The sequence below is a fragment of the Curvibacter sp. GW821-FHT09D12 genome, from assembly GCF_059416245.1.
On record NZ_JBWKOU010000011.1, the window covers coordinates 149485 to 162089 of the forward strand.

Here is a 12605-nt window from a genome sequence, read left to right on the forward strand (position 1 = left end):
CTCAACCCGGAAACCACGCACTGGGCTTGGCCACGCCGGGCACCGAGGGTGGCCGGCGGCTGCCGGCCAGCGCGTAAGAGAGCTGATTGGCGGCCTGGATGATGGTCTGGGCCAGTTCCAGCAGGCGGGCTTCGCTGAGGCGTGAGGTGGGCCCCGAGATGCAGACCGAACCCAGCAGCTTCCAGTGCATGCCGAACACCGGTGCCGACACGCTGGACACCTCGGGCTCGCGCTCGCCCAGGGACAGGTGATAGCCGCGCTGGCGGATCGATTCATAGGGCTCGCCCGGCTCGCCCGAGAACGCCAGGATGACACGCCCGGGGGCCCCCAGATCCAGCGGCAGGCCCAGGCCCACGCGCACGTGGTGGCGGATGGTGCGCGGCCCATCGACACGGGCCAGGCAGGTGCGCAGGTTGCCTTCGCGCACATAGAACGAGGCGCTCTCGCCCGTCTGCACGGTCAGCTCGCGCAGCACGGGCTCGACCAGGTCGTGCACATCGAAGGTGGCCTGGTAGCAGGCGCCCAGCCAACCCGCCGCACGCCCCAGGCGCCACGCGCCGTCTTCGCGTTGCACCAGGTAGTGGTCGGCCGCCAGGGTGCGGGCCAGCCGCAGGGCCGTGGTCTTGTGCATGCCGGTGCGCCGGCTCAGTTCGGCCAGGCTGAGGTAGGCCTCGTCCATGCCGAAGGCCTCCAGCAGGCGCAGGGCACGGGTCACGGCCACCACGCCGCCAGGGGCGGCTGCACTCTCTTCAGGGGCTGCTTCAGGGCCCGCTTCCGGGGCTTCTGGCGGGGTTGAATCCGGTTTTGATGAGTTTCGCATGGTGGCACATGGTTCACAGGATGGAACGCCATTGTACTTGTTGAAACGCTCTTCTACAGTCCGATCCCAACAAGAGGGCGGTGCCAACACCAGCCCCCGCTGCCCAAAGTCCACTCTGGAGACAACATGAACGTGAACCTGCAAGGCCTGCATCAGGCCACCCGCCGCCCCTGGCTGGGCGCCGCCCTGTTGGGCGCCGTGATCCTGGTGACTGCCCCGGCCCATGCCGCCGAGGCCTACCCCAGCAAACCGATCCGGCTGGTGGTACCGTTTCCGGCCGGCGGCGGCACCGACATCATTGCCCGAGCCATCGGCCAGCAACTGACCGAAAGCCGCCACTGGACCGTGGTGGTCGACAACAAGCCCGGCGCCGGCGGCAACCTGGGCGTAGACGCGGCGGCCAAGGCCGCGCCCGACGGCTACACCCTGGTGCTGGGCCAGACCAGCAACCTGGCCATCAACCCGGCGCTCTACGCCAAGCTGCCCTATGACCCGGTCAAGGACCTGAAGCCGGTGGCCCTGGCCGCCACAGCCCCCTTGGTCATCGTGGTGCCCAACCAGTCCAAGTACAAAAGCCTGGCCGAAGTGCTGGCGGCCGCCCGCCAGACCCCGGGGGCCCTGGTGTTCGGCACGCCGGGCAACGGCACGGTGGCGCACCTGGCCATGGAGCAACTGCAGAAAACCGCCCGGGTGCGCCTGCAGCACGTGCCCTACAAGGGCTCGGCCCAAGCCCTGACCGATCTGATGGGCGGGCAGATGGACCTGTACGTGTCGTCCATCCCCACCGCCATCAGCCACCTCAAGGGCGGGCGCATGAGAGCGCTCGCCGTGACCTCGGACAAGCGTTCGCCCCAACTGCCCCAGGTGCCCACCGTGGCCGAATCCGGCGTCAAGGGCTTCGAGGCCAACACCTGGTTCGGCTTCATGGCCCCGGCAGCCACCCCCGCGCCTGTGCTGAACACCCTGAACAGCGCCATCAACGAGGCCCTGCAATCGCCCACGGTGCGCAACCGGCTGATGGGCGAAGGCGGCGAAGTGCTCAGCGGCAGCCAGGCCGACTTCGCGGCCTTGCTCAAGGCCGATCTGGTGCGCTGGGGCCGCATCGTGCAAGAGGCCGACGCGCGCATCGACTGAGCCCGACCCCATTCCGTTTCTGTTTTCACCCCCCCCGACAACACCGCCAAGGAACCACCATGAGCACCCCCGACATCGTCAAAGACTTTCCCCGCGTCAGCCCCGAGGACGTGGCCCAGGCCAGCCAGTACCAGCCGGCCATCTTCTCGGACATCGCGGGCCGCCGCGGCGCCCTGCATGGCCGCATCCAGGCCCTGCGCCCGCGCATGAAGGTGGCCGGGCCGGCCTTCACCGTGGAAGTGCGCCCCGGTGACAACCTGATGATCCACGCCGCCCTGTCGCTGGCCAAGCCCGGCGATGTGCTGGTGGTGGATGGCAAGGGCGACCAGACCTCAGCCCTGATGGGCACCATCATGATGACCGCCGCCCGCCAGTTGGGCCTGGCCGGCGTGATCCTGGACGGCGCGGTGCGCGACAGCCTGGAGATCGACGAGATGGACTACCCGGTGTTCTCGGTGGGCACCAACCCCAACGGCCCCACCAAGAACAACGGGGGCCGCATCGGCCACCCGATCTCCTGCGGCGGCGTGACCGTGTGCCCCGGCGACCTGGTCATTGGCGATGCAGACGGCGTGGTGGTGGTCGAGCGCGAACAACTGCCAGCCCTGCTGCCGCTGGCCGCCCACAAGGTGCAGGCCGAGGCCAAGCGCATCGCCGCCATCAAGACCGGCGACACCGCCGCCAAGTGGCTGACCAGCGCCCTGGTGACCGCCGGCGTGCTCAAGGAAGGCGAGGTGCTGTGATGAGCCGCCCCGTCATCCTCATCACCGCCGCCGATCTCGCCCCGGCCGCCCTGGCCCTGTTGACCGACTTCGACATTGTCTACGCCGGCAAGACCCCGCAACTGTCTGACATCGAGGCATTGGCGCGCCAGCACAACCCGGTGGGCATCATCGTGCGCTACAGCGGGGTGAACGCCGCCGTCATGGACGCGGCCCCGGCCCTCCAAGTGATCTCCAAGCATGGCAGCGGCACCGACACCATCGACAAGGCTGCCGCGGCCGAACGCGGCATTGCCGTGACCGCCGCCGTGGGCGCCAATGCCGCCGCCGTGGCCGAACAGGCCCTGACCCTGATGCTGGCCGGCGCCAAATCGGTGGTCACCCTGAACCAGCGCATGCACGCTGGCCACTGGGACAAGGCCACGCACAAGAGCCTGGAGCTGGGTGGCCGTACCGTCGGCCTGGTGGGCCTGGGGGCCATCGGGCGCCGCTTTGCCCGCATGTGCCTGGCGATGGACATGCGTGTCATCGGCTTCGACCCCTTCGCTCGCGACCTGCCTGACGACATCACCCCGGTCACCCTGGACACCCTGTGGGCCGAGTCGGATGTGATCTCTCTGCACTGCCCTCTGACACCCGAGAACCGCCACCTGCTCAATGCCGACACCCTGGCACGCTGCAAGCGCGGCGTACTGGTGGTGAACACGGCCCGCGGCGGCCTGATCGACGAGCCGGCTCTGCTGGCCGCTGTGCAGTCGGGCCAGGTGGCCTCGGCCGGGCTGGACAGCTTTGCCGTCGAGCCGATGACGGCGCCCCACCCCTTCCACGGCCAGCCTGGCTTCACGCTGAGCCCGCACATCGGCGGGGTGACCAGCGACGCCTACATCAACATGGGGGTGGCCGCCGCCCGCAACACCTTGGCCGTGCTGCAGGCCAGCACTCAGGCCGCCTGAGCCCGGAGGCCCGCCATGAACCCAAGCCCCCGCCGATGGAAGCAGGCCCCGCCGGACAGCAGCTGGGGCGAGTTCGGCCCCGACGACCAGCGCGGCCGCATGAACCTGGTGGACGCGCGCAAGGTCTTGCAAGGGGTGGCCGAGGTGAAGGTGGGCCGCACCTTCTGCCTGTCGCTGCCGCTGGACGTGCCCGGCGGCCAGCGCATGAACCCGCGCCGCATGCCGCCACGCCGCTACAGCGTGCTGCGCGATGGCCAAAGCCAAGGGCAGCAGGGCTTTTGCTGGTCCTACCAGGGTGAAGACCCCGACCTGACCGACGTGGTGAATGATGACGTGCTGCTGATGAGCCTGCAGTACAGCACCCAGTGGGACAGCCTGGCCCATGTGGGCAGCCGCTTCGATGCCGATGGCGACGGCGTAGCCGAGGCCGTGTTCTACAACGGCTTTCGCGCCGGCACCGACATCCGCCCAGGTGTTGAAGACCCGCAGGCCGTGGCCGACTGGGCGCGCTACCCGGCGCCCGAGGCCGCCGCGCTGGGCATCGAACGCCTGGCCGAACACGGCGTGCAGGGCCGGGGTGTGATGATCGACCTCGCGCACCACCTGGGTCGCGAACGCCGCGCCGTGGGCTACGACCCCCTGATGCGCCTGCTGGAGGCCGACCGCATCGAGATCGACGCCGGCGACATGGTGTGCCTGCACACCGGCTTTGCCGACACCCTGCTGGCCATGAACCGCCAGCCCGATCTGGACCGCCTGCACGCCAGCGGCAGCGGGCTGGACGGGCACGACAAGCGCCTGCTGAACTGGATCACCGACAGCCGCCTGGCTTGCCTGCTGGCCGACAACCCGGCGGTGGAGCTGGTGGTGCCCAAGCTGACCAGCCCCAGCCCGCTGCGCCAGCCCCGGCTGCCACTGCACGAGCACTGCCTGTTCAAGCACGGCATCCACCTGGGGGAGCTGTGGTACTTCACCGAGCTGGCCACCTGGCTGCGCCAGCACGGGCGGCAGCACTTCCTGCTGACGGCCCCGCCGCTGCGCCTGCCGGGGGCGGTGGGCTCGCCAGCCACCCCGATCGCGACGGTGTAGCGCTGTGCGGACCCCGGTGTAAACCCGCTGCCCCCCGCGGCCCCGATTCAAAACAATGAGACAAGAGCCATGCCCATCGATCACCACCGCCGCGCCCTGCTGGGCGCCGGCCTCGCCAGCCTGATCCCGGCCGCGCCTGCGCACGCGGCCAACAGCGACTGGCCCACACGCCCCATCCGCCTGATCGTGCCCTACCCGGCCGGCGGCGCGGCCGACCAGACCGCACGCGGCCTGTCCACGGTGCTGGGCGAACGCCTCAAGACACCCATCATCATCGACAACCGACCTGGCGCCGGGGGCTCGATCGGCGCCGCCGCCGTGGCCCAGGCGCCGGCCGACGGCTACACCCTGCTGCTCGACGCCACCGGCTTCACGGTCAACCCGCATCTGATGCCCAGCCTGCCGTTTGACCCTGTGAAAGACCTGGCGCCGGTCTCACTGCTGATGCAGGTGCCCATGTTGTTGGTGGTGCCCACCCAGGCGCCCTGGCGCAATCTGAACGAGCTGATTCAGGCCGCCCGAGCCAAGCCGGGCAGCCTGTCGTTTGCCTCGGCCGGCAATGGCAGTGCCCAGCACCTCGCTGGCGAGCTGTTCAAGCAGCGCCAGCAGCTGTTCATCACCCACATCCCCTACCGGGGCGGTGCCCCGGCCCTGAACGATCTGATGGCGGGCCAGGTGGACATGATGTTCTCGGCCATGTCCGCCAGCGGGCCCCTGGTCAAGGGCGGCAAGCTGCGCGCCCTGGCCGTGACCGCCGGTACCCGCGTGCCCAGCCTGCCGGCCCTGCCCACGGTGGCCGAATCCGGCAGCCCCGGCTTTGTAGCCCAGGAATGGAATGGCCTGTGGGTACCCGCCAAAACCCCACCCGACATCCTGGCCCGCCTGGAGACCGAAGTGCGCGCCGCCATGGCCAGCCCCGAACTGCAACAACGCCTCGCCGCCCAGGGCGCGCAGGCCGTGGGCAGCAGCCACGCTGATTTCAACCGTTTTCTGCAAGCCGAATCGCGGCAATGGGCCCAGGTGATCCGCACCGCGGGCATCACCCTGAACTGAGCTCCCCCTTCCGATTTCAAAAGAGACACACCATGCAAGAACACTTTGAACGGCCCTCCCCGATCGCCCGTCGCAGCGCGCTGGCTCTCGGCACCGCCTTGCTGGCCGGCACCGCCTGCCAGGCCTGGGCCCAAACCCCCTGGCCCGCCAAGCCCGTGAAGATCGTGGTGCCCTACGGCCCTGGCGGCGCCGTGGACGTGGTCACGCGCAAAATCGCCCAGAAGCTCACCGAGCAGACCGGCCAGAGCTTCTACATCGAGAACAAGGCCGGCGGCACCGGCACCATCGGCGCCACCCAGGTGGCCAAGGCCGAGGGCGACGGCTACACCCTGATGGCCAACGACACCACCTTCTCGCTGCTGCCCCACATCTTCAAGAAGCTGCCCTTTGACCCGGCGCAGGACCTGCAGCCCGTCAGTGCCTTTGTGTTTGCGCCCATGGCCCTGGCCGTCAACGCCGGTTCGCGCTTCCACAGCCTGCAAGAGCTGTTGGCAGTGGCCCGCAAAGAGCCCAACCAGATCACCTATGGCACCGGTGGCCCCGGCACCACGCCCCACTTTGCCAGCGAGGCCCTGGGCATTGCCGCGGGCGTCAATTTCATGCACGTGCCCTTCAAGGGCGCGGGCGAAGCCACCCAGGCGGTGCTGTCCAACACCGTGGACTTCCAGATCGCCTCACCAGCCGGGGTGATGGGCAATGTCAAGGGGGGCAAGATGCGCGTGCTGGCTGTGAGCGGTGACAAACGCCTGCCCGCCCTGCCCGACGCCCCCACGTTTGCCGAGGCCGGCGTGCGCTGGAGCGGCGTGGTCAACTGGACCGGCCTGTGGGCCCCCAAGAGCACCCCGGCACCGGTGTTGCAAAAGCTGCAGGCCGAAATCGCCCGGGCCATGGCCAGCGCCGACCTGCAGGCCTTTGCCGCCAACATGGGCGCCGAGCCGCGCCAGATCGGCGGCACTGAGATGGCCAAGATGCTGAAGGAAAGCACCGATTCGTGGGGCAAGGTGGTGGCCAACACCGCTTTTGAAAAGCAATGAAGGCCCTGTGCACCGCCACCGTGCTGGGCATCGGCCTGCTGGCCGCCGCCTCGGCCCAGGCCCAGAGCCCCGCCCCCTGGCCCACCCAGCCGGTCAGGCTGCTGGTCGGCTTCACCGCCGGCGGGCCCACCGACATCGTGGCACGAGCCCTGGCCGACCCCCTGGGCAAGGCCCTGGGCCAGCCCGTGATCGTGGACAACCGGCCCGGCGCCAACACCATCATCGCCGCCCAGGCGGTGGCCCAGGCCAAGGACGGCCATACCCTGCTGATGGCGGCGACCAACCACACCATGATCAGCGCGCTGTACAGCCGCCAGATCCAGTTCGACCCGGTGAAATCCTTCAAAGCCGTGTGCCGCATCGGGGCCTCGCCCACCGTGCTGGTGGTGGGCCCTCAAGCCGGTCTGAGCCGACTGGCCGACTTTCTGGCCAAGGCCAGAAGCCAGCCCGGCGCGATCACCTACGCCTCGCCCGGCCTGGGCAGTTCGGTTCACTTTGCCGGCGAAGACTTTGCCCAGCGGGCAGGCGTGAAGCTCACTCACGTGCCCTACAAGGGCGCAGCACCGGCCATCGCCGATGTGATGGCGGGCCAGGTGATGGCCTCCTTCGCCTCGCTGGGTTCGGTGCTGCCCTCGATCAAGTCGGGCAAGCTGCTGGCCCTGGCGGTGGCCGCCCCCCAACGCGTGGGCGCCCTGCCCCAGGTGCCCACCTTCGAGGAGTCCGGCATCAGGGGCTATCGGGCCGACGCCTGGTACGGCGTGCTGGCCCCGGCCCAGACCCCCGAGCCGGTACTGCACAAGCTGCAGACCGAGGTCAGCCGCTTTGCCACCTCGAGCGCCGGGGCCGACCGGCTGCAGCAGTTGGGCATGGACCCGATGCTGGCCTGCGGCGATGAGTTCGACCGCCAAATCGCCGCCGAGACCAACCACTGGAGCCAGTTAGCCCGCCTGCTGAAGATCAACGATGACTGAGCCCACCGCCACCATGACCACCACTACACCGGCCGCAACCTCCCGCCGCCAATGGCTGACCCTGGGCGCCGGGGCCCTGCTGAGTGCCTGCGCTCAGACAGCGGCCCGCCCGGGCGCGCCCCGGCCCGAGGCCCTGAACGTGCCGCATTCGGCGGGTCAGGGCACCCCGAACTTCGTGGTGCCGGCCGGGGCTTGCGACTGCCACCACCACATCTACGATCGACGCTACCCGGCCCACCCCAGCGCCACCTTGCTGCCGGCCGACGCCAGCCTGGCCGATTACCGCCTGCTGCAGCGCCGCCTGGGCCTGCAGCGCCATGTGATCGTGCAGCCTTCGACCTACGGCACCGACAACCGCCTGTTGCTCGACACCTTGCGCGCCGCCGGCCCCCAGGCCCGCGGCGTGGCTGTGCTGGGCACCGAGGCCAGCGAGGCCGAGCTGCAGACCCTGCACGAGGCCGGCGTGCGCGGTGTGCGCTTCAACCTGAGCTTTCTGGTCGGCGTCAGTGCCGACATGATGGTGCCCTTGTCAAAGCGCCTGGCCGAACGGGGCTGGCACCTGCAGGTCAACGGCACGGCCGCGCTGCTGCAGGCGCACGAGATGGCCCTGAGCCAACTGGCCTGCCCGCTGGTGATCGACCACATGGGCCAGTTGCCCCAGCCGGCCGGCCTGCAGCACCCGGCCTGGCGGCTGTACCAGCGCTGGCTGGACGGCGGGCGCACCTGGTTCAAGCTGTCGGGGGCCTACATCACGGCCCAGCGTGCCGATCTGAGCGATGTCGGCACCGTGGCCCAGGCCCTGCTGCGCCAAGCCCCCGAGCGCCTGGTCTGGGGCAGCGACTGGCCCCACCCGACCAAGAAGGCCGACGCCAAACCCGACGATGCGGCCTACTTCAACCTGATCGCACAATGGGCCCCGGATGCCGCCCAGCGCCATCGCATCCTCGTCGACAACCCCGCCGTGCTGTACGGCTTTGCCAGCCTCTGAGGACACCCTGACATGTTTTTGCTGAACCCGCCCACGGTCCGCACCCTCGACACCTTCAGCGCCCTGCCGGGCAAGTACCGGCAGGCAAGGCGCACCGTCTGGGGCGATGCCAACCAAGGCGGCCGCGCTGCCGACTCGTTTCTGGAAGGCCCGGTGTTCGATGCCCAGGGCAACCTGTATGTCACCGACATCCCCTTCGGTCGGGTGTTCCGCATCGACCCGAAAGGCGAATGGGAGCTGGTGGCCCAGTGGGACGGCGAGCCCAACGGCATGAAGTTCATGAGCCCGACCGAGCTGCTGATCACCGACTACCTGAACGGCCTGATGGTGCTGGACGTGACCCGGGGCAGCCTGCGGCCGCTGCTGGCGAGGCGCAACACCGAAAGCTTCAAGGGCGTGAACGACCTGTGCTTTGACCGGCTGGGCAATCTGTACTTCACCGACCAGGGCCAGACCGGCCTGCACGACCCGACGGGCCGGGTCTACCGACTCTCGCCCGAAGGCCGGCTGGACCTGCTGCTGAACAACGTGCCCAGCCCGAATGGCATCGTGCTGTCACCCGACGAGCGCTTTCTGTTCGTGGCCGCCACCCGCGGCAACTGCGTGTGGCGCATGCCGCTGCTGGCCGATGGCTCGGTGGCCAAGGCCGGGCAGTTCTTTACCTCCTACGGGCCCAGCGGCCCCGACGGCCTGGCCATGGACGAGGCCGGCCGCCTGATCGTGGCCAACCCCGGCCTGGCCTATGTGTGGGTGCTCAATGGCCGCGCCGAGCCGGCCGAGGTGCTGCGCGGCCCTGCCGGCCACTCGCTGACCAATGTGGCTTTTGGCGGGGCAGACCGGCGCACGCTGTTCGTCACCGACTCGACCGCGGGCGAGATCCTGTGGGCGCCGATGAGCGAGCCCGGCCAGCCGGTGCAGGGCCCTCGGCCTGCATGAACAAGGCCGCACACACACCCCGCAACCACCGGTTGGCCGGGTCGTGGTGAAAGCGCGCATGCCAGTGCTGCTTGACCGTGAAGCTCGCGATCGGGATCGGGCAGTCCAGCACCTGCAGCCCGCTGCCCTGCGCCAGGGTCTCGCCGATCTGCCTGGGCAGCGTGCCGATCAGGTCGGTGGTCGCCAGAATGGTTGACAGGCCCAGAAAGCCCGGCACCTTGAGCCGCACCTGACGCTGCACCCGGGCGCGTTTCAGGGCGTCCTCCAGCAACATCTGCCCCGTGCCGGCCACCACACCGGCATGGGCCTCCTTGGCATAGGTGGCCCGGCTCAAGCGCCCCTGGATGCGCGGGTGGCGGGCATTGGCCAGACACACCCAGTCCTGCTCGAACAAAGCCTGCTGGAAGAAGCCGGTCTCCAGCTCAGGCAACAGCCCCAGGGCCAGATCGGCCTCGCCGTTTTCCATGGCCTGCAACAGGCCGGGTCGGATCGGCGCAGCCTCCAGCCGCACGCCGGGTGCCAGGGCATGCACGTGCGTGAACAGGCGCGGCAGCAGCGTGATGTGGCTGGCATCGGTCATGAAGATGCGGAACTCGCGCTCGCTGCGGGCAGGCTCGAAGGCGGCCGCGGGCTCACTCAGGCGGCGCAGCCCTTCGAGCACGCTGCGCACCGTGTCCATCATGGCCTCGGCCCGAGGGGTGGGCAGCATGCCCTCGCTGGTGCGCACGAACAGCGGATCGCCCAGGGATTCACGCAGCTGGGCCAGCCAGACGCTGACGGTGGGCTGGCTCAGGCCCAGTTGCTCGGCCGCCCGCGTCACGCTGCGGCTGCGGTGCAGACGATCCAGAAAAGCCAGGTGCCGGGGGTCGATCAGGTGCAGATCGGTGCTCATGAAATCGCTCACAGGTGTATTGCCAAACGCAATGAAGTGTATTGCGGCTACTGCCTGGATCAAATCAGGCCTGCTGCCCAGAATCACCCCCATCCAACACGGGAGACGATTTTGAAGATTGCGGTATTAGGCGCAGGCGCCCTGGGCTGTGCCATCGGAGGCACCCTGGCCGAGGCCGGCCATGAGCTGGTGCTGATCAACCGCAACGCGGCCCAGGTGGCCGCCATCGCGCAGCACGGCCTGAGGATGCGCCGCGGCGACGTTGAAACCAGCGTGCGCGTGAAGGCTGCGCCAAGCGCCGCAGGCCTGGCGCCCGTGGACCTGGTGATCGTGCTGGTCAAATCCTTCCACACCCGCCAGGCCATGGCCGCGGCCACCTCGCTGGTGGGACCGCAGACCGTGGTGCTGTCACTGCAGAACGGCCTGGGCCATGAGGACATCCTGGCCGACATCGTGGGGCGGGAGCACGTGTTGGCCGGCAAGACCTATGTGGGCGGGGTGATGCTGGCCCCGGGCCAGATCATCGCCGGCACGGCGGGCAAGGAGACCCTGATCGGCGAACTCGATGGCCGGATCAGCCCGCGCGCCCTGGCCATCGCCGAGGCCTTCAACGGTGCCGGTCTGCTCACCACGGTGAGCGACAACATCTTCGGCGTGATGTGGGACAAGCTGCTGATCAATGTGGCCACCGGCGCCGTCAGCAGCATCACCCGATTGCCCTATGGGCCGCTGTACCGCATCCCCGAGGTCGAGGCCACCGCCGTGGCCGCAGTGCAGGAAGCCATGCAGGTGGCCGCCGCCGCCGGCGTGCGCCTGAGCCACACCGAACCCCGCTCGGCCTGGCTCAAGGCGGCGGCCGGCCTGCCGGACGACTTCAAGACCTCGATGCTGCAAAGCCTGGAGAAGGGCTCGGTGACCGAGATCGACTTCATCAACGGCGCCGTGCTGCGCTGGGGCCAGCGCCACGGCGTGGCCACACCCGTCAACCAGACCCTGGTGGCCTGCATCAAGGGCCTCGAAGCCGCCCTGCCCCATTGAAACCCTTCGCTTGAGCCAGTCCATGAACACCCCATTTCAGCCCCCTACCCGCGCCTATGTCGAGCATGTGGCCGTGCGCGTCAAAGACATCCACTGGCACATCCGTTTCTTCTACGAGGTGCTGGGCATGGACGTGCGCGAGATCGACGGCCCCACCGAGGATCCACGCCAGTACTGGACCCTGGGCGGCCTGCAACTGATGGCCACACCCGGCTTTGAAGCGCCCCCAAGCAACGACAGCGGCTGGTTGGCCCACCTGGGCGTGATGGTCGATGACCTGGAGGCCGCCTTGGTCGCCGCCGAGCCCTGGGGCGTGACCCGCCTGCCCCAGGGCCGCAACTGGCTGCAATTGCCCGACGGCCTGGCCTTGGAGTTGATCCAGGCCGCCCCCGGCAGCGTGGCCCAGGCCCTGGCCGTGAAGCCCCGGGCCTGAAGCGCCTACCCCTCCAGAAAGCCGCCGATGAAACTCACCCCCCCCACGATCCACTTCGAGACCCCCGAAAAATACTGGGACGATGCCCGCGAGGGCGATGTCTGCCTCAGCCCGAGCTACGCGGTGACCGAGGCGCGCATCAACGCCTACGCTGAACTGACGGGCGACTACACGCCCGTGCACATCGACGAGGACTACGCCAGGACGACGCCCTTCGGCACCCGGGTGGCCCACGGGCTGTTCGGCCTGTCGATCGCCGATGGCCTCAAGACACGCAGCGAGTACCGTTTTCTGCCCGGCATGTCGCTGGGCTGGACCTGGGACTTTCTCCTGCCCATCAAGATCAACGACAGCCTGCAGGTGCGCTTCAGCGTGAGCGGCCTGCGCGCCTCCAAAAGCCGCCCCGGCTGGGGCATCGTGGTGCTGCCCTCGGAGTTGATCAACCAGCATGGCCAGGTGGTCCAGCAGGGCGAACATCGCCTGATGATCCCGCGCCGCCCAGGCTGTTTCTGAGCCGACAGCCCCCACACCGAAAGCCTTTC

14 protein-coding genes are annotated in these 12605 nt (G+C 69.0%); 12 read left to right on the plus strand and 2 right to left on the minus strand.

Features of this window, described 5'->3' with window-relative positions; translation table 11 throughout:
- Position 1: 1 nt before the first annotated feature.
- Positions 2 to 820: an IclR family transcriptional regulator gene (locus AC07PT_RS18615; protein WP_492345813.1), complete on the minus strand. Its 819-nt coding sequence runs from the start codon at positions 818 to 820 to the stop codon at positions 2 to 4.
- 126 nt (positions 821 to 946) lie between these two features.
- On the opposite strand from AC07PT_RS18615, the gene AC07PT_RS18620 reads away from it, so the two are divergent.
- From AC07PT_RS18620 to AC07PT_RS18660, 9 genes are all read left to right on the plus strand, one after another.
- Positions 947 to 1954: a Bug family tripartite tricarboxylate transporter substrate binding protein gene (locus AC07PT_RS18620; protein WP_494657669.1), complete on the plus strand. Its 1008-nt coding sequence runs from the start codon at positions 947 to 949 to the stop codon at positions 1952 to 1954.
- Between the two features lie 59 nt (positions 1955 to 2013).
- A complete protein-coding gene (locus AC07PT_RS18625) occupies positions 2014 to 2697 on the plus strand; it encodes an RraA family protein (RefSeq protein WP_492345815.1) in 684 nt (227 codons plus the stop codon).
- Positions 2697 to 3629: an NAD(P)-dependent oxidoreductase gene (locus AC07PT_RS18630; RefSeq protein WP_494657670.1), complete on the plus strand. Its 933-nt coding sequence runs from the start codon at positions 2697 to 2699 to the stop codon at positions 3627 to 3629. The genes AC07PT_RS18625 and AC07PT_RS18630 overlap by 1 nt, the downstream gene beginning before the upstream one ends.
- A 15-nt stretch (positions 3630 to 3644) precedes the next feature.
- Entirely contained in the window at positions 3645 to 4718 is a 1074-nt protein-coding gene (locus AC07PT_RS18635) for a cyclase family protein (protein WP_492345817.1), read from the plus strand.
- A 69-nt stretch (positions 4719 to 4787) separates the two neighbouring features.
- Positions 4788 to 5771, plus strand: coding sequence for a Bug family tripartite tricarboxylate transporter substrate binding protein (locus tag AC07PT_RS18640; protein WP_494657671.1), 984 nt, complete (start codon positions 4788 to 4790; stop codon positions 5769 to 5771).
- Positions 5772 to 5803: 32 nt separating this feature from the next.
- On the plus strand, positions 5804 to 6805 hold the full coding sequence (locus AC07PT_RS18645; protein WP_494657672.1) for a Bug family tripartite tricarboxylate transporter substrate binding protein: 1002 nt from the start codon (positions 5804 to 5806) through the stop codon (positions 6803 to 6805).
- The gene (locus AC07PT_RS18650) at positions 6802 to 7776 is read left to right on the plus strand and encodes a tripartite tricarboxylate transporter substrate-binding protein (protein ID WP_494657673.1); all 975 of its coding nucleotides are present in this window, start codon (positions 6802 to 6804) and stop codon (positions 7774 to 7776) included. The genes AC07PT_RS18645 and AC07PT_RS18650 overlap by 4 nt, the downstream gene beginning before the upstream one ends.
- Complete coding sequence (locus AC07PT_RS18655; RefSeq protein ID WP_494657674.1) at positions 7769 to 8764, plus strand: amidohydrolase family protein; 996 nt, start codon at positions 7769 to 7771, stop codon at positions 8762 to 8764. The genes AC07PT_RS18650 and AC07PT_RS18655 overlap by 8 nt, the downstream gene beginning before the upstream one ends.
- Before the next feature lie 12 nt (positions 8765 to 8776).
- Positions 8777 to 9700, plus strand: coding sequence for an SMP-30/gluconolactonase/LRE family protein (locus AC07PT_RS18660; RefSeq protein ID WP_494657675.1), 924 nt, complete (start codon positions 8777 to 8779; stop codon positions 9698 to 9700).
- Here the strand turns inward: AC07PT_RS18660 and AC07PT_RS18665 are convergent.
- A complete protein-coding gene (locus AC07PT_RS18665; RefSeq protein ID WP_494657676.1) occupies positions 9618 to 10592 on the minus strand; it encodes a LysR family transcriptional regulator in 975 nt (324 codons plus the stop codon). The genes AC07PT_RS18660 and AC07PT_RS18665 overlap by 83 nt on opposite strands.
- A gap of 111 nt (positions 10593 to 10703) precedes the next feature.
- Between AC07PT_RS18665 and AC07PT_RS18670 the strand changes: the two genes are divergently transcribed.
- The 3 genes from AC07PT_RS18670 to AC07PT_RS18680 are packed head-to-tail and all read left to right on the plus strand — an operon-like array spanning position 10704 to position 12576.
- Entirely contained in the window at positions 10704 to 11630 is a 927-nt protein-coding gene (locus AC07PT_RS18670) for a ketopantoate reductase family protein (RefSeq protein ID WP_494657677.1), read from the plus strand.
- A gap of 22 nt (positions 11631 to 11652) precedes the next feature.
- Positions 11653 to 12063, plus strand: coding sequence for a VOC family protein (locus AC07PT_RS18675; RefSeq protein ID WP_494657678.1), 411 nt, complete (start codon positions 11653 to 11655; stop codon positions 12061 to 12063).
- 27 nt (positions 12064 to 12090) lie between these two features.
- The gene (locus AC07PT_RS18680) at positions 12091 to 12576 is read left to right on the plus strand and encodes a MaoC family dehydratase (RefSeq protein WP_494657679.1); all 486 of its coding nucleotides are present in this window, start codon (positions 12091 to 12093) and stop codon (positions 12574 to 12576) included.
- Positions 12577 to 12605: the final 29 nt, after the last annotated feature.

What these genes read in the sequence shown, in the direction of transcription:
- AC07PT_RS18615 (WP_492345813.1), bottom strand. Translation starts at nt 820, where the DNA reads ATGCGAAACTCATCAAAACCGGATTCAACCCCGCCAGAAGCCCCGGAA.
- AC07PT_RS18620 (WP_494657669.1), top strand. Translation starts at nt 947, where the DNA reads ATGAACGTGAACCTGCAAGGCCTGCATCAGGCCACCCGCCGCCCCTGG.
- AC07PT_RS18625 (WP_492345815.1), top strand. Translation starts at nt 2,014, where the DNA reads ATGAGCACCCCCGACATCGTCAAAGACTTTCCCCGCGTCAGCCCCGAG.
- AC07PT_RS18630 (WP_494657670.1), top strand. Translation starts at nt 2,697, where the DNA reads ATGAGCCGCCCCGTCATCCTCATCACCGCCGCCGATCTCGCCCCGGCC.
- AC07PT_RS18635 (WP_492345817.1), top strand. Translation starts at nt 3,645, where the DNA reads ATGAACCCAAGCCCCCGCCGATGGAAGCAGGCCCCGCCGGACAGCAGC.
- AC07PT_RS18640 (WP_494657671.1), top strand. Translation starts at nt 4,788, where the DNA reads ATGCCCATCGATCACCACCGCCGCGCCCTGCTGGGCGCCGGCCTCGCC.
- AC07PT_RS18645 (WP_494657672.1), top strand. Translation starts at nt 5,804, where the DNA reads ATGCAAGAACACTTTGAACGGCCCTCCCCGATCGCCCGTCGCAGCGCG.
- AC07PT_RS18650 (WP_494657673.1), top strand. Translation starts at nt 6,802, where the DNA reads ATGAAGGCCCTGTGCACCGCCACCGTGCTGGGCATCGGCCTGCTGGCC.
- AC07PT_RS18655 (WP_494657674.1), top strand. Translation starts at nt 7,769, where the DNA reads ATGACTGAGCCCACCGCCACCATGACCACCACTACACCGGCCGCAACC.
- AC07PT_RS18660 (WP_494657675.1), top strand. Translation starts at nt 8,777, where the DNA reads ATGTTTTTGCTGAACCCGCCCACGGTCCGCACCCTCGACACCTTCAGC.
- AC07PT_RS18665 (WP_494657676.1), bottom strand. Translation starts at nt 10,592, where the DNA reads ATGAGCACCGATCTGCACCTGATCGACCCCCGGCACCTGGCTTTTCTG.
- AC07PT_RS18675 (WP_494657678.1), top strand. Translation starts at nt 11,653, where the DNA reads ATGAACACCCCATTTCAGCCCCCTACCCGCGCCTATGTCGAGCATGTG.
- AC07PT_RS18680 (WP_494657679.1), top strand. Translation starts at nt 12,091, where the DNA reads ATGAAACTCACCCCCCCCACGATCCACTTCGAGACCCCCGAAAAATAC.